Annotated in this window: 24 protein-coding genes; 12 read left to right on the top strand and 12 right to left on the bottom strand. The window is 48.3% G+C overall.

The genetic code is table 11. The features are described 5' to 3' along the window. Window position 1 precedes the first annotated feature (1 nt). From KNO85_RS11065 to KNO85_RS11075, 3 genes are read left to right on the top strand one after another with little or no spacing between them, the layout of a single operon-like run. A complete protein-coding gene (locus KNO85_RS11065) occupies window positions 2–757 on the top strand; it encodes a P-loop NTPase family protein (protein ID WP_214790077.1) in 756 nt (251 codons plus the stop codon). Then, window positions 745–1,596: an MBL fold metallo-hydrolase gene (locus KNO85_RS11070; protein ID WP_214790079.1), complete on the top strand. Its 852-nt coding sequence runs from the start codon at window positions 745–747 to the stop codon at window positions 1,594–1,596. The genes KNO85_RS11065 and KNO85_RS11070 overlap by 13 nt, the downstream gene beginning before the upstream one ends. Before the next feature lie 5 nt (window positions 1,597–1,601). After that, window positions 1,602–2,033, top strand: coding sequence for a GNAT family N-acetyltransferase (locus KNO85_RS11075; RefSeq protein ID WP_214790081.1), 432 nt, complete (start codon window positions 1,602–1,604; stop codon window positions 2,031–2,033). A gap of 25 nt (window positions 2,034–2,058) precedes the next feature. Here the strand turns inward: KNO85_RS11075 and guaC are convergent, their stop codons facing one another. From guaC to KNO85_RS11110, 7 genes are all read right to left on the bottom strand, one after another. Beyond that, window positions 2,059–3,042 carry a GMP reductase gene (gene guaC / locus KNO85_RS11080; RefSeq protein ID WP_214790083.1) on the bottom strand — a complete coding sequence of 328 codons (984 nt, stop codon included), beginning with the start codon at window positions 3,040–3,042 and terminating at the stop codon, window positions 2,059–2,061. Window positions 3,043–3,242: 200 nt separating this feature from the next. Then, window positions 3,243–5,303 (bottom strand): PAS domain S-box protein, encoded by a 2,061-nt coding sequence (locus tag KNO85_RS11085; protein ID WP_214790085.1) that lies wholly within the window; start codon window positions 5,301–5,303, stop codon window positions 3,243–3,245. A gap of 112 nt (window positions 5,304–5,415) precedes the next feature. Continuing rightward, a complete protein-coding gene (locus tag KNO85_RS11090) occupies window positions 5,416–6,600 on the bottom strand; it encodes an MFS transporter (protein WP_214790087.1) in 1,185 nt (394 codons plus the stop codon). 153 nt (window positions 6,601–6,753) lie between these two features. Further along, window positions 6,754–8,763, bottom strand: a complete 2,010-nt coding sequence (locus KNO85_RS11095) for a catalase (protein WP_214790089.1) — start codon at window positions 8,761–8,763, stop codon at window positions 6,754–6,756. A 132-nt stretch (window positions 8,764–8,895) separates the two neighbouring features. Further along, a complete protein-coding gene (locus KNO85_RS11100; RefSeq protein WP_214790091.1) occupies window positions 8,896–9,549 on the bottom strand; it encodes a hypothetical protein in 654 nt (217 codons plus the stop codon). A 45-nt stretch (window positions 9,550–9,594) separates the two neighbouring features. Further along, window positions 9,595–10,797, bottom strand: coding sequence for an NAD(P)/FAD-dependent oxidoreductase (locus KNO85_RS11105; protein WP_214790093.1), 1,203 nt, complete (start codon window positions 10,795–10,797; stop codon window positions 9,595–9,597). A 99-nt stretch (window positions 10,798–10,896) separates the two neighbouring features. Beyond that, window positions 10,897–14,403, bottom strand: coding sequence for a lamin tail domain-containing protein (locus tag KNO85_RS11110; protein WP_214790095.1), 3,507 nt, complete (start codon window positions 14,401–14,403; stop codon window positions 10,897–10,899). Between the two features lie 373 nt (window positions 14,404–14,776). On the opposite strand from KNO85_RS11110, the gene KNO85_RS11115 reads away from it, so the two are divergent. The 6 genes from KNO85_RS11115 to KNO85_RS11140 all read left to right on the top strand — a co-directional run bounded on the left by KNO85_RS11115 (window position 14,777) and on the right by KNO85_RS11140 (window position 19,887). Further along, complete coding sequence (locus KNO85_RS11115; protein ID WP_214790097.1) at window positions 14,777–15,538, top strand: alpha/beta hydrolase; 762 nt, start codon at window positions 14,777–14,779, stop codon at window positions 15,536–15,538. Between the two features lie 129 nt (window positions 15,539–15,667). Then, on the top strand, window positions 15,668–17,323 hold the full coding sequence (locus KNO85_RS11120; protein WP_214790453.1) for a glycoside hydrolase family 13 protein: 1,656 nt from the start codon (window positions 15,668–15,670) through the stop codon (window positions 17,321–17,323). A 54-nt stretch (window positions 17,324–17,377) separates the two neighbouring features. Then, window positions 17,378–17,716, top strand: a complete 339-nt coding sequence (locus KNO85_RS11125) for a hypothetical protein (protein ID WP_214790099.1) — start codon at window positions 17,378–17,380, stop codon at window positions 17,714–17,716. Window positions 17,717–17,773: 57 nt separating this feature from the next. Continuing rightward, a complete protein-coding gene (locus KNO85_RS11130) occupies window positions 17,774–17,977 on the top strand; it encodes a YwbE family protein (protein ID WP_015880320.1) in 204 nt (67 codons plus the stop codon). A 1-nt stretch (window position 17,978) separates the two neighbouring features. Continuing rightward, window positions 17,979–18,146, top strand: coding sequence for a hypothetical protein (locus KNO85_RS11135; RefSeq protein WP_015880321.1), 168 nt, complete (start codon window positions 17,979–17,981; stop codon window positions 18,144–18,146). A 268-nt stretch (window positions 18,147–18,414) separates the two neighbouring features. Next, on the top strand, window positions 18,415–19,887 hold the full coding sequence (locus KNO85_RS11140) for an alanine/glycine:cation symporter family protein (protein ID WP_214790101.1): 1,473 nt from the start codon (window positions 18,415–18,417) through the stop codon (window positions 19,885–19,887). A gap of 50 nt (window positions 19,888–19,937) precedes the next feature. Here the strand turns inward: KNO85_RS11140 and KNO85_RS11145 are convergent, their stop codons facing one another. Together KNO85_RS11145 and KNO85_RS11150 are read right to left on the bottom strand one after the other, a co-directional pair. Continuing rightward, window positions 19,938–20,738, bottom strand: coding sequence for a formate/nitrite transporter family protein (locus KNO85_RS11145; protein ID WP_214790103.1), 801 nt, complete (start codon window positions 20,736–20,738; stop codon window positions 19,938–19,940). 93 nt (window positions 20,739–20,831) lie between these two features. Next, window positions 20,832–21,221 carry a VOC family protein gene (locus KNO85_RS11150; RefSeq protein WP_214790105.1) on the bottom strand — a complete coding sequence of 130 codons (390 nt, stop codon included), beginning with the start codon at window positions 21,219–21,221 and terminating at the stop codon, window positions 20,832–20,834. Window positions 21,222–21,301: 80 nt separating this feature from the next. Between KNO85_RS11150 and KNO85_RS11155 the strand changes: the two genes are divergently transcribed. From KNO85_RS11155 to KNO85_RS11165, 3 genes are read left to right on the top strand one after another with little or no spacing between them, the layout of a single operon-like run. Next, window positions 21,302–22,420 (top strand): GTPase, encoded by a 1,119-nt coding sequence (locus tag KNO85_RS11155; protein ID WP_214790107.1) that lies wholly within the window; start codon window positions 21,302–21,304, stop codon window positions 22,418–22,420. Between the two features lie 14 nt (window positions 22,421–22,434). Continuing rightward, window positions 22,435–23,577, top strand: a complete 1,143-nt coding sequence (locus tag KNO85_RS11160; protein ID WP_214790109.1) for a YcjF family protein — start codon at window positions 22,435–22,437, stop codon at window positions 23,575–23,577. Window positions 23,578–23,625: 48 nt separating this feature from the next. Then, window positions 23,626–24,588 carry a 2-hydroxyacid dehydrogenase gene (locus KNO85_RS11165; protein ID WP_214790111.1) on the top strand — a complete coding sequence of 321 codons (963 nt, stop codon included), beginning with the start codon at window positions 23,626–23,628 and terminating at the stop codon, window positions 24,586–24,588. A gap of 38 nt (window positions 24,589–24,626) precedes the next feature. Here the strand turns inward: KNO85_RS11165 and KNO85_RS11170 are convergent, their stop codons facing one another. From KNO85_RS11170 to KNO85_RS11180, 3 genes are all read right to left on the bottom strand, one after another. Beyond that, a complete protein-coding gene (locus KNO85_RS11170) occupies window positions 24,627–25,232 on the bottom strand; it encodes a YflT domain-containing protein (protein WP_214790113.1) in 606 nt (201 codons plus the stop codon). Between the two features lie 12 nt (window positions 25,233–25,244). Next, window positions 25,245–25,760, bottom strand: a complete 516-nt coding sequence (locus KNO85_RS11175; protein WP_214790115.1) for a YflT domain-containing protein — start codon at window positions 25,758–25,760, stop codon at window positions 25,245–25,247. Window positions 25,761–25,871: 111 nt separating this feature from the next. After that, window positions 25,872–26,774, bottom strand: coding sequence for a hypothetical protein (locus KNO85_RS11180; RefSeq protein ID WP_251126185.1), 903 nt, complete (start codon window positions 26,772–26,774; stop codon window positions 25,872–25,874). Between the last annotated feature and the right edge of the window lies 1 nt (window position 26,775).

The raw sequence follows: 26,775 nt of genomic DNA on the forward strand, positions 1-26,775 counted from the left end.
CATGGGGAGATTATGGTTGATCGAAGGGTTACCGGGAAGTGGAAAGTCCACATTTGCCGAAAAGTTATGCGCGATGATACAAGGTGCCTTTTATTCGGAAGTGGACGCCGCTCACCCTGTTGACGTGCATGATGTGTATTGGGTGAATGAACGACCTTCACACGGTACGATTCTCGAGGAAATCGAAGGTGGATGGCTCGTCCGTTATGAGGAAGGGGAGGAGCGCATCGGGACGGACGTCTATGAGTTGCCGTTCCCGCTCCATACTCGAATCATGTGCGAACGATGGCGTCGTTATGTGAAGCGTTTCGAGCAGGAAGAAGGAGACGTCGTCTTTGAATGCGCCTTGCTTCAAAACCCGTTTACAATCGGGATGGTCGCACAGGACGTTTCTTTAGAGGCGATTGACGCGTACGTTCAAGCGATTGCATCTATTTTAAAACCTATTGAACCGACAGTTGTTTATTTAGAGTTGAACGACGTCGCACGCATATTTCCAATCATTTATGACGAACGGCCGATTGCATGGCAACATGGATTCGTCGAATATTATACGACTGGGGTCTATGCGTTGAAACGTAACCTTGCCGATGTATCGGGAACGGTTACGGTATTGGAAGAGAGGCAGCGACACGAGCTCGATTTACTTGATTGGCTACCACTTCGCCACATCCGGATCCAGAACGATGAGCGCTCTTCGTTTGAAGAATTAACAAAATTGATAGAAGAGGAGTCGAGTCGTTCATGCAAACCTTAATCAAACACTCGGAGCGCTTTTGGTATATGACGCCGGTCGCGCATACAGACCGTCCGATTCTTGGTGCCGTTGTGGGTGACACACATACGTTGCTCATTGATGCAGGTAACTCGGTAGCGCACACATCGCTCTTTTTAGATGAACTTCAAAAGCAAGGTCTTCGAGCACCGTCGATGGTCGCATTGACACATTGGCATTGGGACCACATCTTCGGTTTACCTGCCCTAGAAGGGGTTGTCTCGATTGCGAGTGAGGCAACGAAGCATGAGATGAAAAAACTCATTCCGTACGCTTGGGATGACGCATCGTTGAATGAACGAGTTGCTGAAGGGATTGAAATCGAGTTTTGCGCGGAGGCAATCCGAGAAGAATACGGTGATTCGCGAGACATTCAAATCGTTTTGCCGACACTGACATTTCAGGAATCGCTGACGCTCGACCTCGGTGGGGTTCACGTCGTATTGAAGTATGTCGGTGGTGACCATTCGAAAGATTCAATCGTCCTCTATCTCGTAGAAGAACGTGTTTTATTTTTAGGAGATGCGCTCTATGCGAACTTGTATGCTCCGACATGGCGGATGACGCCTGAAGCGACACTTCGATTGTTAGACATATTGGAAACATTCGATGCACAGTTCATCGTTTGGTCACACGGTGAGATGGTGAGTCATGAAGCGTTCGCCGAGGACTGTCTCGCCTTACGTCGAATCGCCACCATTTCAAAGGATTTCCCAGGAAATAATGAACGAATCAACCATGTCTATGCCGAACTCATCAATCGTGAGATAAACGAGGAAGAGCAGGAATTGATTACATTTTTTGTGAATGGGACGGTGTGAAATCCATGCATACGATTGTTCGCATCCATGAAGAAGACGAGTCGTTTCAACAGTTTTTGACTGGGAAGTTGCGTGAATATAACAATGTACATTCGGTGCATCACCGTGAGATTCGCGAGGCGGTCGTACCGGTCGTTCAGTTGAAAATTGAGCAGGAAGGACACGTGATCGCCGGATTGTACGGGAGTGTATATTGGGGATGGTTCGATTTAGATCGCTTATGGGTGGATTCGAACGTACAGGGACAGCGGCTAGGTAGTCGATTACTTGAAGAAGGGGAGACGATTGCGAGGTCACTCGGTGCCAAGCGTGTGAAATTAACGACGTTCTCGTTTCAGGCTAAATCATTTTATGAGCGCTTCGGCTATACGGTCGCAGGCGTGCTTCCTGATTACCCACCTGGATCAGACTACTATATGATGATGAAGGTACTGTAAAAGGCGACACGATGGTCGCCTTTTTTTAATACACTTTATCCCCATTGAAGATTGAGTTTTTCACCATGACATAGTCTACCGTGCGCAACGCTTCTAGACTGTCACCACCCGCATAAGAAATCGCCGACTGGAGGTCTTGCTCCATCTCGGTCAATGTATCTTGCAATGCCCCTTTGTGTTCGACAAACATCTTTTTCCCCTCGACGTTTTTTCGTTCCCTTTTTTGGAACTCAGAAGCCGAACCGAAATACTCTTTTAATTGTTTGCCGTCTTGCTCAAACGTTTCCCCTGGAGATTCGTCATGACCAGCGAACAAGGATCCAATCATGACCATCGAAGCGCCGAAACGAATCGATTTGGCGATGTCGCCATGTGTACGGATTCCCCCATCCGCAATGATTGGTTTTGTTGCCGCCTTGGCACACCAACGAAGTGCAGCCAATTGCCAGCCGCCCGTGCCGAACCCCGTTTTGATTTTCGTAATACATACTTTCCCTGGCCCGATTCCGACTTTCGTGGCATCCGCACCGGCATGTTCTAATTCGCGAACAGCCTCTGGCGTCCCAACGTTCCCCGCGATGACGAATGAACCCGGAAGGTGGTGCTTAATATGTTGAATCATTCGAATGACTGCATTCGAGTGTCCATGTGCGATATCGATTGTGATGAATTCTGGCGTATGGCCAGTCGATTGAAGCATCTCGATAAACGCATACTCCTCATCCTTCACCCCAACGCTGATGGAGGCATAAAGCCCCTTCTCATGCATGTCTTGGATAAACGCGAGACGCGTCTCAGGATTGAAGCGATGCATAATGTAAAAGTATCCTTTTTCGGCCAACATGAGTGCTACTTTTTCATCAATGATCGTTTGCATGTTAGCAGGAACGACCGGTAAGCGAAACGTGAAGCCCCCGAGCTCGATGGTCGGGTCACATTCCGAACGACTATCGACAATACATTTTGCAGGAATTAATTGAATATCTTCATAATCAAACACTTTATCCATATGTCACACCCCTATTTACGAACATTAATGTCTTTAACAATAAAAAAACTTCGCCCATTCGGTAATATAACGCGAATAGTTCTCGAAGTCAAAGGTAAAATAAATAAAAAACATCTAAAAATGAATAAATTTATCTTTTGATATGTTTAATGTTCGGTTTTATGTGTGATTATTGGTGTTTCACGTGAAAAAAGGATCACTCAAAGGTGATCCTTGGAAAGGGCATATTGATTTCTTCCGCCAGCTTTCGCCTCATATAGGGCGAGATCGGCGCGTTTTAACAATTGTTTAGTGGATAATCCTTTGACATATCGGGCACCCCCGACACTCGAAGTGGTGATGAACGTATGATGATCGATTTCCCAAGGGCGTTGTAGCGCCTTGATGATTTTTTCTGCGACGCGATGAAGAGCAGATGCGTCGTTGTAGCGAATAAGAACAGCAAACTCATCACCGCCGAGTCGCGCGATCATATCTTGTTTTCGAAGAACCGACGTCAAACGACGCGCCAATTGTCGCAAGAGTTCGTCACCGACATCATGTCCGAACGTATCATTAATTTGTTTAAAACGGTCGACATCGAGGGCGAGGACGGCCAATTTCTCCTGTTCCAGTTCGCTTTGTCCAATCGCTTCTTCGAGATAGGCGAGGAAGTAGCGTCGATTCGGCAAATCGGTCAACGTATCGTGATACGCCAAATGCTTCAATTGCTTCTCGAGCGCCTTACGTTGCATGATTTCACGACTGACCGTCAAGTAGTGAAGAAGTTGACCCGATTCGTTGTAGATCGGTTGAATTTTTGTTTCGAGCCATACCCAGCGTTGGTCGGCATGGAAGTGACGGAATTCAAGCGTCAATGAGACATCTTGCTCTTTCAATTCTTTTAATTGTTTACGCACGATATGGATGTCATCCGGGTGAATATAGTCAAGAGTATTCTTTCCTTCGTAGTAACCGGGCGCAAAACCGAGAATTGTCTGGTGGGATGGGGATGCATAACGAACAGCACCGTCCCGTTCTAACATGCAGACGAGATCACTCATGTTTTCCGTAATCAGTCGATATTGTAATTCGCTTTGCCTCAAAGCTTGCTCCATTTCACGCTTTTCCGTGACATCACGCAAAATCGTCAACACGGCCATCTGTCCCTCATAGTCGATAAGGAGACTACTGATGTCCATCTGTAGTCTGTCTCCGCCTGGCGTTACAATGACCATTTCCGTATCTTGTACAGGTCCCCCGAGTTCAAGGGAGGCGAGGCGTGTACGAGTGGACTGGTGATACTCTTCCGCAATGAAAGAGAAGATGGACTCACTCTCGAGATATGTCTCCCCGATCGTGGCGAGCGCCATCTCGTTCGCATACAAAATCTTACCGTTTTGATGGACGATGATGCCTTCTGGAATCGTCTCAATGAGTTGACGATAGCGGCGCTCACTTTCAATTGTAGCGCGTTCGGCATTCTTCTCAGGCGTCAAATCGATGATGATCGCAAACAGTCCCGTAATATTACCGCCGACTTCGATCGGGATGTTCAACACGGACAAATCGAGCCGTTCCCCCGACTCATGAGTAGCGTAAATCGAATATTTATGAGGGATGCCGGACAAGGTGAACTGTAATCCTTTACGGACACGAGAACGTTCTTCTTCAGGGAGCCAATGAAGAAACGGTTGATGGAGCATCTCCTGTTCTGCATATCCAGTGATGGCTGTAACAGCTGGGTTGACCGATTTGATATTTAGATGATGATCGAGCACGAAGATCCCATGAGGCGAGTAACGTCTCAGTGATTCATGATGATCTTTTAAAATCGATAATTCAAGTTCGCGACGCTTTCGTTCTGTCACTTCGCGAACGACCGAGACGATATGGGTACAGGTCCCCTCATCATTAAAAATAGGTGTTACTTCTGACTCGAAGTAATGAAGGGGGAGTGTTAACACGTCATCCGCTTCTACCGTATCTGTGTAGAACGAGTCAGCGAGACGATAATCTTCATAGACGACACTTTTTTTCGTTCGAATCGCTTCATCGTAATGCTTTTTAATGAGCGCGGCCGTATCAGCAGGGACGAGTTCGTCAATCTGCTTTCCGACATCTGCGTCCGACCACTTGATTGCGCGCTTTGCAGGTTCATTCACGAAGACATACCGATAAGCTGAACCATCGACTTCCATAAAGAACACATAGTCTGAAATTTTATCGAACGTCCGTAATAAAATCGATGCGTTGTATTGAAGTGTTTGGTCAGCTTTCATCTCGTCTCCCTCATTTCGTTCATTCTATTTTTTACACGTCATTTTTATCTTAACGTATCCTTCGGTAAAATGTGTGAACTTTCAAAAAAAGACAGGATGTGTAGACATCCTGTCAGGCAGCTTCTTTCAATTGTTTTTGTTCGCTTCGGCCGTTCATGAGGTAATACAAGAAAATGGTGAAGAGAACGACACCAGAAAGCATCAAGTACAACGTCGAAAACCCGGTCAACGAAATGAGTAAACCGATGAAGTATGGACCAAATCCGAGACCTGCATCGAGGGCGATGAAGAACGTCGAGGTGGCCATTCCCATCCGATGCGGTGGTGAGGCCTTGACGGCGATCGCTTGAGTACCGGACTGGATATTCCCGAACCCGAGTCCAATCAGAGCACCTGCGAGTAATAGCATCCAGCCACTGTTTGCTTGACTGAGCACGAGAAGCCCGATGGCGAAGATGGCGATTGCCGGATACATGACGACGTTCGCGCCGCGCGCATCCATCAACTTCCCTGTGATCGGACGCGACAATAGGACGGCGACGGAATAGACGAGGAAGAAGATACTCGCTGCTTCGATCAAGTCGAGTTCACTCGCGTAAAAGTTGATGTAGGATAAGACACTCGAGTAGCTGAGTGCGGCCATCCCGATGATGAGCGCAATCGGTAACGCCTTCGGTTCGACGAATGACTTCAATGTGAAGCCGCGAACGACTTCAGGAGCGTCTACTTCAGGTACGCTCACGAAGAACGTACTCGCTAAACTAATCAGTCCGATCACGAAACAAAGTCCGAAAATGATCGTAAAGCTCGTATATTGGCTAAGGAGCAACCCGACGAATGGCCCGATGGCTGTCGCCAGGGTAGAGCTCATACTGTAATAACCGATTCCTTCACCTTTTCGAGTCGCAGGAATGACTTGCGCTACGATTGTTCCGGTTGCGGTACTCGATAATCCCATCCCGAGACCGTGTACGAAACGAGTGAGTAACAAGAAACCGACGCCCCAATGGACGAAGTACAGCAAAATCGTTGCGGTGAAAAAGACGAGGCCGATATAAAGCGTCTTTTTCCGACCAATCGAATCGATGAGTCGACCGATAAACAGTCGTCCGGTCAGTGTCCCGATGATAAAGATGCCGGTGACGAGTCCTGCCTGGCTCGTCGTCGCCCCGTACGACTCGACGGCATGTACCCCGATGGTGACCATCAATAAGAAAAAGATGAGCGTCAGGAAGAAGTTGATGAGCGAGATGATCAGAAAGTCTCTCGTCCATAGTTTTTGGATAGGTTGATGCATCGAACACGACGCCTCCTTTTCTTCAAAATCGAATAGTTAATAAACATAACTAAAAGAGTATACCAAATCAAAACAGGATTGTCTGAGATGATGCATCCGATGGAGCGGACGAGCACAAAAAACTCGACTCATAAATCGAGTCGAGTGAAGTCGTTAAGCGCGGTCCCAGAAACGGGCGGTCGCGATCCCGTCGATGAATGTATCGAATCCATCGAGGTTATGCTCGTCAAACGTGAAGACACCAGGCTGGTCTGTTTTCACGCGGCACGTTGCGAGTGCTTCTTTATGATGCACGTGCAGGGCGAGCGGTTTATAGTGCTTGTACGTATTTTCGATAAACTCGAGAACGTCGTCTTCGACATGGGTTGCGGCGCTCACCAAGAAAGCGGCATCGAAGAGGCTCGAGTCGACCGTGTCGTACGTCTCTTTTACTTTCAGGTCACCCAGCATATGGGCCTTCTTGCCGACGAGACTGTAGTTGACGTTGTGGTCGGCAAGCTTCTTCACCCATTGTTTCACTTGATTCGCATCCACATCACCGGCGAGAAGAAGGGCGACGCTCTTCGTATCCGGTTTTTTGATCGTATTCGCCATGGAAAGGGCAGGGGACGTCTTGTCTGACTGGACCTCATTATTCTCTTCTGGCACTTGTACGCCTAAGTTGTCGGCGACGACTTCGGCAAGATGACGATCGATTCGGTTCAATAAATCGACAGCGTTCTCTTTCACCATGTCGGACTCACACTTCCCGAGCTCGAAGCTGCAGGCGTCTTGAATATGTTGCTTCTCGACATCGGTCATGCTGTTATAGAAGAGCTTCGCCTGTGAATAGAAATCAAGGAAGCTGTCGCTGCGTCCCCGAATCTTATGTCCATCGACTTTCTCTTGGTAGTGCTCGAATCCACCTTGGTCGGCTGGTACGGGTTCTGGCTGGTTGTTGTTGAGCGCATTTTTATGATAGCTCGTCTGTCCTTTATGGACGGCCATTTGATGCATACCGTCACGCTGGTTGTTATGGAACGGACAAACCGGCTTGTTGATCGGGATTTGGTGGAAGTTTGGTCCACCGAGACGCGAAAGTTGCGTGTCCGTATAAGAGAATAGACGACCTTGTAAGAGCGGGTCGTTCGAGAAATCAATCCCTGGGACGAGGTGTCCCGGATGGAACGCGACTTGCTCGGTTTCGGCGAAGAAGTTATCGACGTTTCGATTGAGCGTCATCTTCCCGACAAGTTTCACAGGGATTTCTTCCTCTGGCCATAGTTTAGTCGGGTCTAGAATGTCGAAGTCATAGTTGAACTCATCTTCTTCCGGGATGAGCTGAAGACCGAGTTCCCACTCTGGATAATCCCCTTTGTTAATGGCTTCATACAAGTCGACACGATGGAAATCGGCATTTTTCCCGACTGCTTTTTGGGCTTCGTCCCATACTTGTGAATGAACCCCGAGCTTCGGTTTCCAATGGAACTTGACGAAATGTGCTTTTCCTTCTGCGTTCACGAGACGGAACGTATGGACCCCGAACCCTTCCATCATGCGTAGACTGCGCGGAATCCCCCGATCACTCATCGCCCACATGACCATATGAGCAGTTTCGTGGTTTTGTCCGACGAAGTCCCAGAACGTATCGTGCGCGCTTCCCCCTTGCGGCACTTCCGTATGCGGTTCAGGTTTTACGGCATGGACAAGGTCAGGGAACTTGATCGCATCTTGAATGAAGAAGACAGGGATGTTGTTCCCGACTAGGTCGTAGTTTCCTTCGTCTGTATAAAACTTCGTTGCAAAGCCACGGACGTCACGCACCGTATCCGCAGAACCACGTGATCCTTGGACGGTCGAGAAACGGACGAATACCGGTGTCGTCTTCGAAGGGTCGTTCAAGAAATCAGCCTTCGTGATATCGGCGAGCGGTTCATATACGTGGAACTCTCCATGAGCACCGACGCCACGAGCGTGAACAATGCGTTCTGGAATCCGCTCGTGGTCGAAGTGGGTCATCTTCTCCCGGAAATGAAAGTCTTCAATCAAGGTCGGACCACGACGCCCCGCTTTCAGTGAGAATTCATCTTCCGCCATCTTCAACCCTTGGTTCGTCGTCAAGCCTGCTTGTTGTTCGTTATCAATAGTATGTTGTTTTAATTGCTCTTCTTTCTTGTTCCCCATGTGATTGCCTCCCTTAAGTATGACTGACCGTCGTAAGTCGCGTTTTGACCTACTGTATCGATGTTCCCTAACGGAAATAAAAAAATCCCTCTTTTTCAAAAAAGAGAGATTTCACACAAATGGTCGATTAGCTTACAGTACGGCCCATACATGCTGTTTCAAGACGACTTGTTGCACGGCTTTTGGGTCGAGATCATATTCATTGGAAACGATTCGCGTCACTTTTGACTTCACATCAGGATCGTCGGGATCTTGTTTTGTATATTGTTCTTGCCATAACGCCCAGATTTGAATCTCTTTGTCAGTCAGTTTCGTCGACCACTCTTTCTCACGCAGTTGCCAGCCGAACGACATCTCGTCTGTTTGACCGGGCTCGACCCAATCGGCAAGCGCATAGTCGCCTTCAGGAGCGAATACGGCTTCACCAAGTGTGGGGTCTGTCCCGATATAGGCGGCATCATCATAAAATCGTAGCAAGGCGGCTTGAAACTGATCGGACTGTCGAACTTCATCGATGACGTCGTGACTGATTGATTGAAGTTCATCCGTACTTGGTTCGCCATGAACGACGACATCGTATACATAGCGGGTGACACCGTCGTCTTGAACAGGTGAACGTTCTTCGATCGTATATATTTCCTCGGACATAGAGACGTGTTCAGACTTTAATTGTGTAGTGGGCGTGGACTCGTGAGGCCAAAACCAGAGGGCGCAGCCGAGAGGAACGAGAAACACGACAAGTCGGCGAAACGTGTACACCCAATTTGCTTTTCTTTTTTTCTTCAATCCAAAAACACTCCTTCAATATGTAACAACCCCAAAGAATAGGGGTTACGTTCGATCTAGACGAACGAGATCGGCATCCGGATGGACTTGACCACGAACGAGGGCGCTCAGGATGTGAGAGCCGAGCATGCTGTACACCGTCCCATTTCCCCCATATCCGAGCAAGTAAAACAAATTCGGTCGATTCGGGTGTTCCCCGATGAACGGAAGCTGGTCCACCGATTCTCCAAATAAGGCGACCCAGGCGTAGTCGACTTCGAGATCATACATCGGGAAGAGTTCAGCGATCTTCTCCTTCACTCGCTCAGCCCGATCATTCATGAGCGCCTCATTGTGAGGCGTCTCTGCTTTGTCTTCGTCGAGACCGCCAGCGATAATTCGACCATCCGGAGTCGTACGTAAATAGAGGTACGGTCGTTTCGTCTCCCAGATGAGTGCACGCCCTTCCCATTCGGTAAATTCAGCAATCGGATTTGTGGCGATGGCATACGAACGATTCAAATCGATACGATGAGAATCGAGTAGGGGAGCAGGGCCGTAGCCCGTCGCAAAGATGACTTTATTCGCTTTAAATGTTCCGTTTGAAGTGAAAACGAGCCAATCCTCACCGTCCGAAACGACTTCATCGACCGACGTCTCTTCAAAAATCGGTACGTGCTGTTTCGATAAGTGACGAATGATTTGACGGCTGAGCGTGAGTGGATTGACTTCAGCATCCCCTTTTGTGATCAATGCCGCGGGTTTCTCAAATGGGAAGCGTTCACGCAACGCCTCACGATCAAGCCATTCTACTTCAAAACCATGCTTCGAAAGCATCTCATACTCAAGTTTCAATTTGGCAACATCGGCCTCTTCGCTCGCAAAGCAAAGGCTATCCCGTCGAATATAAATCTCGGATGCGCCCACATCTTCCGCTACTTGATCGAGCGATTCAACGGCGTCGAGACAAAGGCGATAGAAGCGTACGGCTGCTTCTTCGCCAATTTTTTCTGCAAGTTCGTGTAGCATGATGTCATTCGAATATTGAATGAGCCCCGTGTTCGCCGATGTGCTACCCGTTCCGACTTTCCGTCCATCCAGTACCGCAAAATCCACACCATCCTGTTGTAACGTATAGGCGGTCAACGTTCCGGACATACCGGCACCGATGACGAGCACGTCATAATGCTCTTTTTTCTCAGATTTTTTCAATACGACGTCATCTGATTCGGTCGTCGGCCAATATAAGTCTCCGTTATACAATTCCATCGTTTCATCCTCCATGATTCAGCATCTTTCTTTTTATCCCCGCTTCAAGAGAGGCGAAACCCAAAAAAACCGCAGACGATGTGTCTGCGGTTCAACATGTTATTTCTTGATGATGATGGATGAAGAGGAAGCACCTTTCGTATACGTGATACGTTGGACATTTTTTGCCCCGCGAATCTCGGCAAGGTTTTTCCCGTCAACGATGACTTCCTTCACTGTTGCGCCTTTGAAGTCGATGATGGCACCGGCTTCTTTTGGTTTCACTTGAACGACGACGTTTTTCAAAGCGTCACCCGTCAATTCCGTGAATGCACCACGAACGAAGATGCCGTTTTTGAAGTTCGTGCCTTTTCCAATCGTCACGCCGATGAAATCCTCTTGAAGGACGAGGCGAGCGGCCGGATGATTTTCTACCGTGTAACGTGTCAACTCGACTTCAGGTTCCGGTGTGAAATCGATTTGTGCGAGAACCGGGTCATGGTCACTGGCGCGACCTGACATCTCCGTGAAGTCCGCATTGACGTGAATCATGTCAATCTTTGTAGAAGCGGCCAAGCGGTTCGACACAAGAATATGGTCGAGCACTTGCGAGTTCCCTTGATAGACATATGAGTAACGGTCGACAGCAGGGACTTTCTCGACCATGTTCGTCATCAAGTCACCTTTGAAGATTTGAAGTGCATCTGAGAATTCGAAATCGTTGAAGTCTCCAAGAGCGACAACGTTCGCTTCTGGGTTCTTCGTCTTCACGTCCGCCACGAAGTTGTGGACGACTTCTGCGATCTTCTTACGTTGTACTTCACTTCCGAGCACGACCGGCTGTTGCGAACCGAAGAAGCCAGTGTCTCCACCTTTTGAGTTCCAGTGATTCGCGATGACGATGACGTTCTCGCCTTGGAAGTCGAATTGAGCTGCTAACGGCTTACGTGAGCGATCGAACGCTTCATTCGTCGGGTCGATGCGTCCCGGGTTATGTGTCAACTTTCCGTCCTCGTATCCGACAGCCGTCGTCGCATCACCAGCAGGCATTCCATCCGTCAATGACACGCGCTCAGGGTCATACAAGAAGCCGACACGGATGTTGGCATCCGGTGCGCCACCGTCTTGGTTGTTCTCTGGGTCGATGTTGACGTACTTATATGTTTTTCCACCGACAGCGACAATGTTGTCAATCAAGCGCTGATAGCTTTGATCGGCGGCAGAACCTGCACCTTTGTCCTGTCCATCGTTGTCTTGTACTTCTGTCACGCCGATGATGTCAGGGCTGTTCAATTCGTTGACGAACGCTTTCGCCAATTTGAGTGCTTTCTCATCCGATGTTTCTTTGATGTTGTTCGAGAAGTTCTCTAAGTTGTACGACGCAATCGTCAATTGATCTTCTTCTGCTTCGATGAACGTCTTCTCACGTTGCGCGTCCCCTTTGACGAAAGCAGCTTTCATGTTCTCGAGAGAGGCTTGGATCTTATAGTTACCGAACGAGTAGCCGACAACACCGATGATCGGTCCGTTGAAACGGTCACCTGTCGCGACATCGAAGTCACGCGCTTCTGCGTTCGGTTCAAGACGGAACTGAATGCGTTCTGGGTTCGCGTCGTTCTTTTTCAATAAGACGCCACCATTGAACGTCTCCGTTGGTGTATCTTCGAGAACGGTCACGAGGTCACCGTATTCTTGAGGTCCGACCGATTTCAAGTTGTTCGTTTGAACGCGCATGCCTTCGAGGCTCTCCCAGAAGTCGATGGCGTCTTTTTCAGGGTTGAAGACGGCGAGGTTATCACTGTCGATAAACTCAGTCGGGAGGTTTGTCGCATCAATGGTAATCGGAGTCGGAAGTGTCACACCGCTCTCGAGCACTTCAACTTTCCCATTACGCGTATCGATTTGCGTCATCTTCATATCTGTCTGTTGACGATCGCTATATCCTTCAATCGCGTACTCACTTACTTTTCCGTTCACTTTGACGAGATCACCGACTTGAATGCCAGCAATTGAACGTCCACCGTAAAGGACAATCCCTTCAGATGTGCGTGCATCGTCATCGGCTTCCGTATCAGGAGTTTGAATGAAGTAATACGTCGTGCCGCTCGAGACGAAAGTAGATGTGACGATCCCTTCAACACCTTCAACCGTCTGACCGTTCATCGGAGCCGTGTGGTTCGCTCCTTGGATGTCGTGAATACGAATCTTGTCTGTGATCTTGTAAGAGAACGTGGAGACCGCGCTGAATGTATCTCCTGTTTTTACAACTGTCTTCAACGTCGTCGAGTTTTCGATGCGAATCGGGTTCTCATATCGAGTTCCGTTTTCTTTCGGATCAGAACCGTCGAGTGTATAGAAAATCTCAGCGTCTGCCGTCGTTGTCGAGAGCGTGACGTCTTGCGATCCCACGAACGTACCAGCACCTGGTTTTGCGACGGCAGGACGAAGAACAGACGTATCGATGACCGTATCCGCTGGGTCACGCGGGATGATTTGATAAACGTCGTCAAACTGTTGAACGATTCCTGTGATAGATGAATAGTTCACGTCTGTCTGCAAATCGAGGATGCCACGCTCGTCACGAACGATGAACTCCTTCGTTCCGTCCGTTGCTATCAAGTTTTGGCCGCTACCTGTGAGCGTGACATTTTTGACAGTGACGAGTTCTGACTCAGCGTCCTCGTTGATTTGTTCGCCCGTCAACACTTGTGGGGCAGGGAGCGCCGCCGCTTGCTTCGATACGACGACCGCACTGTTCAATTGAAGAAGTTCACGATACGAACCGACGACACCCGTAACGACGACTTCATCCCCGACATTGACCGCAAGCGACGTTGGACGGATGGAAAGACCACCTGTCGCGTCTTGAATGGAGATTGTGTTCGCTAATTTTCCTGTGACGATTCCTTTTACCGTGACCGTCTCGTTTTCTGCTTTTGTCCGTGCATCAGCGATTGAGATTGGTGTGACCGGTGCAGGTGGTTCCGTCGTGCCGCCATCTCCGTACTCGACGCCTTGGAACGTGTGTGCTCCGAGGTTATCGAACGAGTCCTGTGGCGTCGATGTCCATTCAACCGAAGGATCGAAGGCATTGTTGCCATCACTATCGCCACGCGTCACTGTATCTTTACGAATGAGCGATTGGTCGGCAGTCGCCACGGTCGTTCCCCATTTTGTACCTGGGTCGAAGCCGAGTTGGCCGAAGACATCGAGAACCGTGTCTCCTTTTTTCAAGATGATTGTGTCATCACCGTTGAAGTTCGTGACAGCGCTCGTTGTATCCGATTTTGCTTTCAATGCTTCCGATGCACTGCCGTTCACGATGACATATGTAGCCCCTGGTTCGAGTGTTCCCGTCAGGTTCAATGTGTTTCCGGCAGTCGTGCCGCCGTTTGAATACAATTCAATTGTGTAAGCAGAAAGATCGATTGTCGCGTTTGTTCCGTTGAACAACTCGATTGCTTTGTTGTTGCTCGAACCTTCTACATATTCTGAAATGAAAAGGTCTGAAGCGTTCAACGTCTCGGCGTACACGTTTGCCGCGATTGGCGTCATGCTGCTGACGATGAGTCCTGCTGACAAGGCGAGTCCAGTGACTGCCTTAAATGATTGTGTTGGTTTCCCCATGTGTAAGTCTCCCTTGGATGTAATTGTGTAATCCGATTTCCCCATCGTACGTTGTCATAAATTGATTATAAACAACCCTCCTTCACATCAAAAAAACTATGATAACGCTTACATTACTTTCCTTTTAACGAATCACTTGAAAAATTATTCGTGTATTGTCAAAAATGACAAACACATTTCCCAAGTTTTAAACTACATGTTAAACATAACCAAGCAGACGTCAGAACTCAATCCACTAAATACGAAGTTATGATTACAGTTTGATGACAAAGTAAAGGATCATTGAAGAACTTGACGATTACTCGGATAACTTTTACACTCTTCTAATACGAATTAATTGTATCGGTTAAGTGGGTATTAAAAGGAGGCAGTAATGAGAGCAATCAACTATCCAGTCATTCCTGGGGCAGGCGCATTTTATTATGAAGGAAACGAAATCGGTATTTTGCTTTGTCATGGGTTCAATGGAACGCCTCAAAGTGTTCAAGACGTCGGAATCGAATTGATGAAACAAGGATTTACCGTGTATGCACCGCGTTTAAAAGGACACGGGACAGACCCGGAAGATTTTCGATGTTCGACTCATCGATGTTGGTATAAGAGTGTGGTTGAAGGCATCGACCGATTACGTGAATCATGTCGGACGGTCATCGTCGTCGGGCAGTCGATGGGTGGGACGCTAGCGCTCAAGGCCGCCCTTGACGAAAAAACAGATGCAATCGTGACGATTAATGCTGCGTTATCCGTACCGGGATATGCGTGTCATGCATCAGATACCGAGTGTCGCTTTATCGATGAAGACGCCCCGGATATCGCAGCAGAGGATGTGTACGAGATTGTCTATGACCGTGTGCCGACAAGAGCGATTCGGGAGTTGCTTTCATTGATTGATGAGGTGAGACCACAAGTCGGTTCGGTAAACGTCCCGACATACGTCATCCATTCGGCTGTCGACAACGTCGTGCCGCCAACCGACTCGATTTGGTTATACGATCAACTTCAAGGTACAAAAGAATATGCGGTGCTTCCGAACTCGTATCATGTCGCGACGATGGATCATGATTGGAAACACTTATCGAAGCTCATCACGACTTTTTGTAAACAAGTGGGGGCGCTTCATTCAAATGCAGTGTAAACTGCATTTTTTTATGAGTTGATTCTTTGCAAACGCTTGCACTAATGCTATGGTAAATGTGAATCATACCTTATTGTAGGAGGCACGTGCCGTATGGAGACGTTGTTCAGCCAAACGAAACAAACAGAAATCAGTCGCGTATGGTGGAAAGAGGCGATTGCCTATCAAATCTATCCACGAAGTTTCAAAGATTCAAACGGAGACGGAATTGGGGATCTCCGTGGCATTATCGAAAAACTCGATTACTTAGAAGACCTTGGCATTGATGTGATTTGGATTTGTCCGATGTATAAATCGCCAAATGATGACAATGGATATGATATTAGTGACTATCAAGACATTATGGAAGAGTTCGGGACGATGGAAGATTTCGATGCGCTGTTAGAGGCGGTGCATGCACGAGGCATGAAACTGTTGCTCGACCTCGTCGTCAACCATACGTCGGATGAGCATCCGTGGTTCCTTGAGTCGAAAAGCTCCAAAGATAACCCGAAACGGGATTGGTACATCTGGCGAGACGGAAAAGACGGTGCGCCACCGAGCAACTGGGCAAGTATCTTTGGCGGCTCTGCTTGGGAATACGATGCGCAGACCGACCAGTATTACTTACACGTCTTCTCGAAGAAACAGCCGGATTTGAACTGGGAGAACCGTGAAGTCCGAACGGCCGTCTATGACATGATCAACTGGTGGCTCGATAAAGGCGTCGACGGGTTCCGTGTCGATGCCATCAGTCATATTAAAAAGATGCCAACAGGGACGATGCTTCCATCTCCGGACGGCAAGCCGGTCGTCACGGCGTTCTCGATGTATTCAAACATTGAAGGAATCCATGACTACCTTCAAGAGATGAAGCGGGAGACGTTCTCGAAATACGATATAATGACCGTCGGTGAAACGAACGGGATTGAACCGGAAGCGGCAGATCTTTGGATGGGGCCAGAAAACGGTGCGATGAATATGGCATTTCATTTTGACCATGTCGACATTATGCGACGGTCGCGACTCGCCCCACTCGATGTCGTCGAGTTGAAACGAATCTTCGATAAGTGGCAGCAAGGTTTACGCGACACAGGATGGAACGCGCTATATATTGAAAACCACGACATGGTGCGAGCGGTCTCGCTCGTCGGGGATGAGCAACACTACTGGCGGGAGAGTGCGACTGCGCTTGCGATGATGTATTTCTTTATGCATGGGACACCGTTCATCTATCAAGGACAAGAGATTGGGATGAAGAACGTGCCGCTCCCGTCCATCCATGACTACGATGACGTCGCGACGAAAAATGAGTACTTCGAACGAATTGCGAACGGGATGAGTGAGCTTGATTCGATGCAACAAGTGTGGGGCACGTCCCGTGACAACGTGCGAACACCGATTCAATGGGATGCGTCACCATATGCCGGTTTCTCGACGACAACCCCATGGATGCCGATTCATGAAGAGTACGAGACACTCAACGTTGAGGCGCAGAAACACGATCAACACTCGATTTTATCGTTCTACAAGGAGATGATTCGTCTTCGCCGGGCCGAGGATACGTTCACGTACGGTCGTTATCGTGATGTCTTGCCGGAACATAAGCAGGCTTTCGTCTACGAACGTACATTTGAAAATAATCGATTCTTCGTGGTCGTCAACTTGACCGCTAATCCGGCAGAAGTGACCATTCCGGAGATTGCGAGTGCGACGCTTGTCATGACGAATGAAATCGATCCGGAGACGATTGATACCGAGACATTTATGTTGCGACCATTCGCAGCACGTTTGTATCGTTTATGATAGAGGGGTACCTTCTTAGGAGGGTACCTCTTTTGAATATGAGGTGAGACGAGGATGCATACGGTTATATTTTCGAATGAGAACGAGTCAGTGCAGGTTGTGATTGCAAATGCCAATCGTGAACGATTAACTTTACGGATTGGGGAAAGTTGTAGTGTGATCGCTGTGACGGCGTATCTCGACTTTGCAGAGACGTTCGCGGAGGCTTTTCATTCTCTACAAGGATTAGCTACGCTTTGCGATATAGACGGAAACGAGGTCATCGACGTCAGCTTCTCACATCGGGGCGTCCGTATCGCGTTCCATAATCCCTTTCCGGAGAAGATGCTACAGACCGATCAAAGTTACATGACGGAAACGATGCGACAAATCGGGATCTGGAATAGGCTGTGACAAATGAGGGAAAAGAGCATATGATAGAGATTGACTAAATGGAAAGGGGTGTCGGGTATGGATGGAACGAAACGTGCTGACATTCGCCCAGGGCTCCATGTCCAAATCGTTTTGAAACAAGATCAACGAAGCGGGAAGCTGACGAAAGGCGTCGTTCAAGATATCTTGACGAACTCGCCACGTCATCCGCATGGAATCAAAGTGCGTTTGAGCGATGGACAGGTCGGTCGTGTGAAAGTGATCGAAGCTGGAGGTGAGTAAGATGAGCGAGAAAAAACTATCTTTTCAAGAAGCGATGAAACAAAAGCTTGCAGAAAAGAAACAGAACCAGACGAAGGTTCCGACAGGTTTACATGGTACAAAACAAAAACCGTTAACGAGTCAATTGACGAAAAAACCTAATAACCAGAAGAAACGTACTGGTATTTAAACTCACAGCTACTCGAAAAGAGTGGCTGTTTTTTTGAATATTCGTTTCATCATCAATGAATAGTATCATGATTTAATATTTCTAAACATTTTTATGTAAGCGCTTTAAATGACTAAAAATAAGGAATCTCGTCGAATTGATGTGAAAAAAGAGTGAAATCACCCATAAAAAAATTGTTGCTAATTGTCAGAATCTTTGTATAATTCAGAACTAAGACATCATAAAAAATTCTCAACTTCAGATTCACACAACAGGGAGGAACTTATTCATGGAAGCGATTCAAGGTATGTTACAAGGAAGCGTCGACTTTTTGAACAACATCTTATGGTCGTACGTATTGATCGCCGTGCTCGTCGGAGCCGGGATCTACTTCACAGTCAAAACACGATTTATGCAGTTCCGTTACTTAAAAGAAATGTTCCGGACGATTACAGATAAATCGGACGTAACACCATCAAAAGATGGAAAGAGTATCACACCAATGAAATCATTCTTCATCGGTGCAGCTACTCGTATCGGTACGGGTAACCTTGCAGGGGTTACGGTAGCGGTCACACTCGGTGGACCAGGAGCGGTCTTCTGGATGTGGATTGTCGCCCTTCTCGGTGGAGCGACAGCGATGATTGAAAGTACATTGGCTCAAGTATACAAAGTGAAAGACGATGTCGCGTACCGCGGTGGTCCGGCTTACTACATTGAAAAAGGTTTGAACAACCGTGCGCTCGGAATCGTATTCGCGGTTCTCATCGCCGTCACATTCGGTTTGATCTTCAACTCAGTTCAATCGAACACGATCGCTGCAGCATTCGATAACGCGTTCGGTGTCGATGCAGTCATCGGTGGAGCAGTCTTAGTCGTCCTTACAGGTCTCGTCATCTTTGGTGGTGTACAACGTGTCGCGAACTTCTCGGCAATCGTCGTACCTGTCATGGCTGTTCTCTACCTTGCAATCGCACTTTACGTTGTGGTTGTAAACTTCGCTGAACTTCCAGCTGTCTTCGCGATGATCTTCCAAAGCGCATTCGGCTTAGACGAAGCGGTCGGTGGTTCAATCGGTGCTGCGATCTCAATGGGTGTTCGTCGTGGACTCTTCTCGAACGAAGCTGGTATGGGTTCTGCACCAAACGCAGCGGCAGCTGCTGAAGTATCGCACCCAGCGAAACAAGGTTTCCTTCAAGCACTCGGTGTATTCTTGGATACATTGATCGTTTGTACGGCAACTGCAGCAATCATCCTTCTCTCAGATAGCTACGCTTCAGGGAACGGTGAAGGGATTGTCCTTCTTCAAAACGCTTTGACTGAACAAATCGGAGCGCTTGCTCCAGCATTCATCGCTGTCAGCGTCTTCTTGTTCGCGTTCAGCTCGATCGCAGGAAGCTACTACTACGGTGAAACGAACATCGAATTCATCAAGAAGAGCAAAGGTGCAGTCCTCGGATTCCGTCTTGCAACAATGGCATTCGTCTTCATCGGAGCGGTCGCTAGCCTCGGATTCGTTTGGAGCCTTGCTGACCTCTTCATGGCAGGGATGACATTGATCAACATCGCGGCCATCACATTGCTCGGTGGTGTTGCCTTCAAAGTCCTCAAAGACTACGAAGAGCAACGTGCTCAAGGTCTCAACCCACGCTTCTCTGCTCGTAAGCTCGGTATCGAGAACACAGAGTGCTGGGACGTGGAAGAAGACGAAGTGGCACAAGGTTCTGTTCAAGCAGCCGCTGCTGACTCTTCAAAATCATAATTCGTGAAATGAAACAAACAGGGACCCTGCGAATCGGGGTCCCTGTCTTTTTATGCACGTTGGCGAATCGGTTTGACGGCTTGCTCCGTCTCCGATTTGTTCAAATATAAGTAACTTCCCGCAACGAACAACGCACCACCGACAATATTACCGAGTGTGGCGAAGAACAAATTGTAAAGGGCACCGCTGAAGGTGATGAGATCTGAAGGAACATAGTGGAGCGCAAGCGCGAAGACGCCCATGTTCGCAATCGAGTGCTCGAACCCGGCGGCAAAAAATACGACGACTGGAATCATCGTCAGCATAATCTTCGCGACGTCATTGTTCGTTTTGAGCGGCATGAAGATGGCCAAACAGACGAGCACGTTACATAAGATCCCTTTCAGAAAAATCGCGAGGGCATCTCCACCGATTTTTTTCGTTGCGACGACGGCGAGTAAGTGCTCACTTGTCACTTCCCCCATACTATGGGCACCGATGACGAGCAAGGCCAGGATGATGGCACCAATCAAGTTACCGACCCAACTGAGTCCCCATATTTTTGCTAAGTCTAGCCAAGCGACACGACCTCGTTTTGCACCGGTATAGAGATACATGGTGTTACTCGTAAAGAGTTCTCCACCCATCCACACGATGAAGACGAGTGCGACCGAGAAGCTCGCGCCGGCGATGAGCATCGTGCCGGGCACATCGATGAACATGTTTCCGACCGTGAACGAGAAGACGACCCCGATTCCAATCAAAAACCCTGCGATGATTGAGCGTAGCATGTATTGCGAAAATGATTGCTGAAGCAAGGATGATTTTTTAAATGCGGCTTCTTCCATATAGTCGACGACTTGCTTTTCCATAAAAAGACCTCCTTTAGACCCTTTCAGTCTAGGAGGTTGACATAAAGTTTGCAATTGTTTTCACAAACTTTCAAGAAGTTATCAAGAAACCGTTCACATCGTTGCCACGAGTTCAACTTTGATACGGTCCGGGTCTTCAAAAAACAGTGCTGTATAGTTCGGACCACCTGCGTGAGGGAAACGGTCCGCATACAATTCGCGAAACCCGTGTGATGTGAGCTGTTGTCGAATTTCTTCTAATTGCTCGAGTGATGAGGCATGAAACGCCAAATGATTCAGACCAGTCTTTTTTCGATGATAGGGCGGAGAAAGGTGATCTTCCTCTGTCTGGACGAAAACGAGATATGTATCTCCGTAACGATAGCTCCGACCTTCTGGCCACGATTGGTAAAGTGTGTACGCCAGTTGGTCACAGAGGAGCCATTCCCAGGCACGCACACTGTCATCAAGGTTGGATACGTACAGTTCAACATGGTGAAGCATGAGAATCATCCTTTCGATGGACGTTTGAAATCGGTCCGTTCGGTATAATTGAACTATACAACGAATGGGGGAGGAAGCATATGGATCGGACAGGGCTCGTCTCGAATATTTTGATTGCCGGGAAGACCGGTGTCGGAAAGAGTGCGTTCATCAATTATATATACGGTCATGACGTCGCCGAATCGCGTGCCGGAAGTCCGGTCACCGCAGAAGGGCTTCATGAATACGAGTATTACGATTTAGAGCGAGGCATCTTATTTCGTTTCTTTGATACGTGGGGGCTTGAAGCAGACCGTTCCGAAGAATGGCATCAAGCTATCCTATCCATTGTTCATCAGCGCGAAGGTGCCCTCGATATCGCAGAGTGGTTTCACACCATCTATTATTTGTTGTCCGTGCAATCAGGACGTGTCGAGGCATACGAGCTCGAGGCGATTTTAAAGCCGTTATATGAGCGGGGGAGCAACGTCACCCTCATCCTGACCAACTTCAACGAGGAAGACCCGATGAGCGTACAGAAGGCGGAAGCGATGGAGCGGGTGCTATTACGCGAACTTCCGATTGAAGAAGGAGACATCATCCGTGTCAACAGTGTCGAAAAGAAGTTACTGACGGGGAAACGTGTCCCGGTGAGAGGGTACGAAGAGGTGTGGAAACGGAATCGAACGAACTTGTGGAAAGACATTGAACGAAAACTTCCCATCAATCTGACGAATCATCTCATAGAAGAATTGGAAGATTGGCGCATTCGAAGTATCACGTCAGCGGAAAAAATTCGCATGCTGACTCCGCAAGCGATGATCAGTTGGAAAGCCCGGAACATTGAAAAAGATTTAGAGAAAACGCTCGAGCAGGCGGCCGTGACGACGGAAGACGCGATGGCAGAAGGGGTGCGTCACTATATCCAACTCATGCAGCGGTATCCGCTAGTCGGTGAGCAAGCCGATCATCTATTTAGAACGAGACGAGTCGAGCTCGGATTTGACTATTCGTTCGGGAAAACAGTCCGAAAGATGGTTCTCGGAATGATTCCTGGGGTGCACTTCATCTACTGGGCATTCAAGCGCCGAACGGCAGAACGAGGCATCAAAAAGGCCATCAATCAACAATATGCATCTGTGAAACAAACGATTGAAGAAGAGATTCGACGTGGCTTTGAGCGCGAGATGCGTCAACTTGGTCAAACGCTCAACTCATAAAGGGGGAAACGAGAATGGAATCGACAAAACGGTTTGATTTTAAAGAATATGATTTAAAAGCGGAGCTCGATCGCCTTCGTGGCAATGTGAAGAAACCAAACATCCTCATCGCAGGAGCGACCGGGGCTGGGAAAAGCTCAGTCGTGAACCATGTGTTCGGTCGTGATTTGACGAAGGTGGCGGCGGGGGAGCCAGTCACTCGAGGAATTCACCAATATAAGAGTGAGGATATTGCGGTCACGTTGTTTGATAGTGAAGGATATGAAATCGGCAGCGCACGGCAGCAACATTATGAGGAAGAAGTCATCGGTTTTGTGGAGAACGCAAAGCGACAAGAGGCAACGAATCGAATCCATCTTGTATGGTACACGATCAACGCTGCGACAAAACGTGTCACGCCGCTCGACAAGACGCTCATTCGTCGTCTACGTGAATCGACCGCTGTCGCTGTCTTATTTACACAAATCGACCAAGTCGATTTGGATGAACTGACGGCGCTACGAAATGAACTAGATGAGGTCGTATCAGAGGAATCCGTCTTCCAAGTCAGCATTTCCCCGGAAATATTGAATGATGAGACGTTACGACAGTATGTCGATTGGGAACGGTTGATTGTGTGGTCGGTCGAACAGTTAGACACTTCATTACAGGAAGGACTCTTGATGGAGATTCAGGCAGAGAGTGAAGCGATGCTCAAGTTGAAACGGAAGAAAGCGAATCGAATCATCTCAGGCTATGTGGCGAGTGCGGGGACTGCTGCGGCAGTGCCACTTCCATTCGCAGATGCCGTGGCATTGACACCGATTCAAGTGACGATGAGCGTCCACCTGTTCCGTTATTGGGGTGTGAAGGCGAGTGACGATTTACTGAAGACACTCATTGGAAGCACGATCATCCCACAAATCGGTCGTACGCTATCGAAGACGCTACTATTGAACGTAATGAAATTCTTCCCTGGAGCGAACGCCGCAGCTGGTGTCATTAATGCAACTGTCGCCTCGGGGATCACGTGGGCGATAGGACTCGCCATCAACGAAATTGCTTATCGAAATGCGATGGACTCCTCAAAAACAATCGAGCAGTTGTTGAATCAAGAGTTCGGCTCCTTGTTTGAAAAGTTCCTGAAACAAACTCCGAAGTCGGATCAACCATCTTAACGGCTCCCTTTTGTTAGACTACAAGTAAGTGTAGAGAGGGGGAGAAAGATGAAAAAACGAATCTATATTACGCGGCGTTTGCCGGAAGAAGCAGTCGCGCCACTTCGTGACCATTATGATGTACGTATGTGGGAACATGAGGGGGAAAGTGTCCCACGTGAGGTTCTTTTAGAAGAGGTGGCAAGTGCACATGCACTGTGGACGATGCTCAGTGACACGATTGACCGCGAGGTATTTGAACGTGCAACGAATTTAGAGGTCGTTTCCAACTTGGCTGTCGGCTATAACAACATCGACTTGAACGCAGCGAAAGAGAAGGGAGTCATCGTGACGAATACTCCGGACGTTTTGACCGAAACGACAGCGGACTTGACGTTTGGACTCATGATGATGACGGCACGGCGTCTCGGTGAGGCAGAGCGTGATTTACGTGCTGGCGAGTGGAAGTCTTGGCTGCCGATGGGGTATGTCGGGATGGACCTTTATCAAGCGAAGCTCGGCATTATCGGCATGGGACGGATTGGTGAGGCGGTCGCACGACGGGCACGAGGGTTTGATATGGAGGTGCTGTATCACAACCGGACGCGTCGTCATGAGTCGGAGTCGATGTACGGCTTCACGTATGCGGAAATCAATGAACTGTTGACGAAATCTGATTTCGTCGTCGTTCTCGCTCCGCTCACGGATGAGACTCGAGGCATGCTCGGAGCTGAGGAGTTTGCCAAGATGAAAGAAACGTCGATTTTCATCAATGTGGCTCGTGGAGAGATCATCGATGAACAGGCGTTGTATGAGGCACTCAAGGCGAAGAAAATTTGGGGAGCGGGACTCGACGTGTTCACGAAAGAACCGGTCAATCTCGATCATCCGCTATTGACGCTTCCGAACGTGACGACACTGCCGCATATCGGGAGTGCCTCGATTCGAACGCGTCTCGCGATGATGGCGTTGAACCGAGACGCTATCGTGAACGTGCTGGAAGGAAAAGAACCGAAGAATCGATTGACGTAAATAGAGCCTGACGCGGACGCGTCAGGCTCTTCTTATAATTAAAAACGTCGAATGTTGTCTGGGTCTTCGACGTCATTTCGGTAAGCACGATCATCGAGACCACGTAGTTTTTCTTCTCGGTCAGGTTTCTTCGTTTCTTCGTCTAATTTATCTTGTTCTGGGTCCACCGGGTGACTTGGATCGACCGTCTGGGCTTCATGATAAGGTTTCGAATCGATCTCTAATCCGTCGTCTGTATGACTACCGAGATGAGTGGATGATGCGTCTTGATACGGTTTCGCGTCAACCGTCATCCCGTCCTGATGACGACGTTCAAAATCTTCATCGACGTAAACGAGAATTTTACCGGCCTCGACATCGTCATAGTGACGTTTCACTTCATCTTCGCTAAGTCCCATATTTCGTAAACCGGCATGAACATCTTCATGTCCGCTTAAGAAGGATCGGACCTTATCGAACCAACTTGTATGATGTGCAGCTTCCGTATGAACGTCTGTGTCCCGTCTCAAAATCGATACGTTGTCTTCATGCTTCGTGACGACGTAAATGTGTGAGTCCTCGTACCCTTTTGCGCGTAACTCTTCAATTTTTCCAAGCGCCGCATCTTGTGTGTCGTGCATACTGATGAATCGTTTCTCGTTCATAGTAACTCCTCCTTATAGTCGTCGATGGTCTTCTAAACCTGAATGTCCGCGAACAATCGGGTCATCCTTTGTACCTTTTGGTTCCTCGTCATGGTCGTTGAATGGTTTCGCGTCAAACGCGATTCCATCTGCCTCTTCCCCTTTGTCATGATCGAGTTCGCTATCTTTTTTATACATATTCGGATAGCGGTCGTACGAATGGCGATCGACATAGAGTAAAATCTGACCTTCATCGATGGCGTCATAGTATTGCTCCGCCTCTGCATCGCTAAGGCCCATGTTGCGCAGCTCGTCACGGATACGGTCACTTCCATGTAGGAATGCTTTGACGCGATCGAGCAAATTCACATCTCGAACCCCAGCCTCGGCATTTACATCCGTATGGTCACGTAAAGCAGAGATTTCCCCATCTCGTTTGGCGACGACATGCATATTTTTCTCGGCTTCCCCTGCAGCCCTTAATTCATCTACTTTATGCATGACTTCTTGTTCCGTCTGAAACAGACCAATCATTTTACGTTCTGACATCGAATACCCCCTTAGATTTTGTCACTCTTCAATTAGCGTCACAATAGGAGTAATTTCCGTTCTGTCCAAAATCGAAACAAAAAACGCCATCTCCTTAAAGGAGTGGCGTGGTTAGTAGTAAAGCATGAGCGTGTCGTCACCGAGTGAACAACGTGTGCTCTTCCAGACGAATTCAATCAACGTCCAGATGGCCATAAAGCCGCTGATTGCCAAGAGAATGAGGGCATACAGTGGAGTCAATTGAATGACAAACGACCAACCGAGCATCATTAAAAGCGGTTGAATCAAAAAGATGGATGTAACGTAGACGACTACAATGAGTAGAGCAAATGCGATTCGTCTTCCGAGCGTTTGGATGTGGTGCCGAAAGCGGGTCAATACACCAAAGATGGCACCAGTCACGAGGACGGGTAACAGGAAGGCTAAATAATCTACTGGATAAGTCGACATTGGGGCAGTGAATAACCGTCCGCTAAATACATCGTCGATGACGAGCAGTAAGTTGGCGTAGGAAAATGCCAAAATCATACCGAGCAACCAGCCAAATCGGTTCCAAATCGCACGTGACGATTTGAGTGCTTCGATTTTTGTATAGGCGAGGAATGCAAGGTCTCGTACTTCAATCTCTTTTAATGAGAGTTTCGCTTCATCCAGTTGATTGACGGCCCAATCGAAATCTCGATTCGCCTGAGCTTTTTCATGAGGTTTTAATTCATCCGAGGCCTCGATCAAAACGTGGTAACGACGTCGATATTCTTCATTTGTTTCTGGTTGTTCAATGAGGAAACGAGCATACTCGTGCGGATCTTGGTTTAAGAGGCCGTCTAACGACTGTCCACTTTTCTCCGCATGGCGGATGTAGCCGGCGAGTGCCAGCAAGAGGCGGTCCGCTTCCGCCTCATTTCCAACTAGTTCAATCAGGCGCTTTCGCACTTCGTTAAAAAACTGTTGGACGTTCGGGTCGTGAATCATATTCGGTTCCAGGGAGATTCCTCTCCTTTCTTGGTTTGTCATG

The organism is Exiguobacterium sp. s124, from assembly GCF_018617485.1.
Taxonomy (GTDB): Bacteria; Bacillota; Bacilli; order Exiguobacteriales; family Exiguobacteriaceae; genus Exiguobacterium; species Exiguobacterium aestuarii.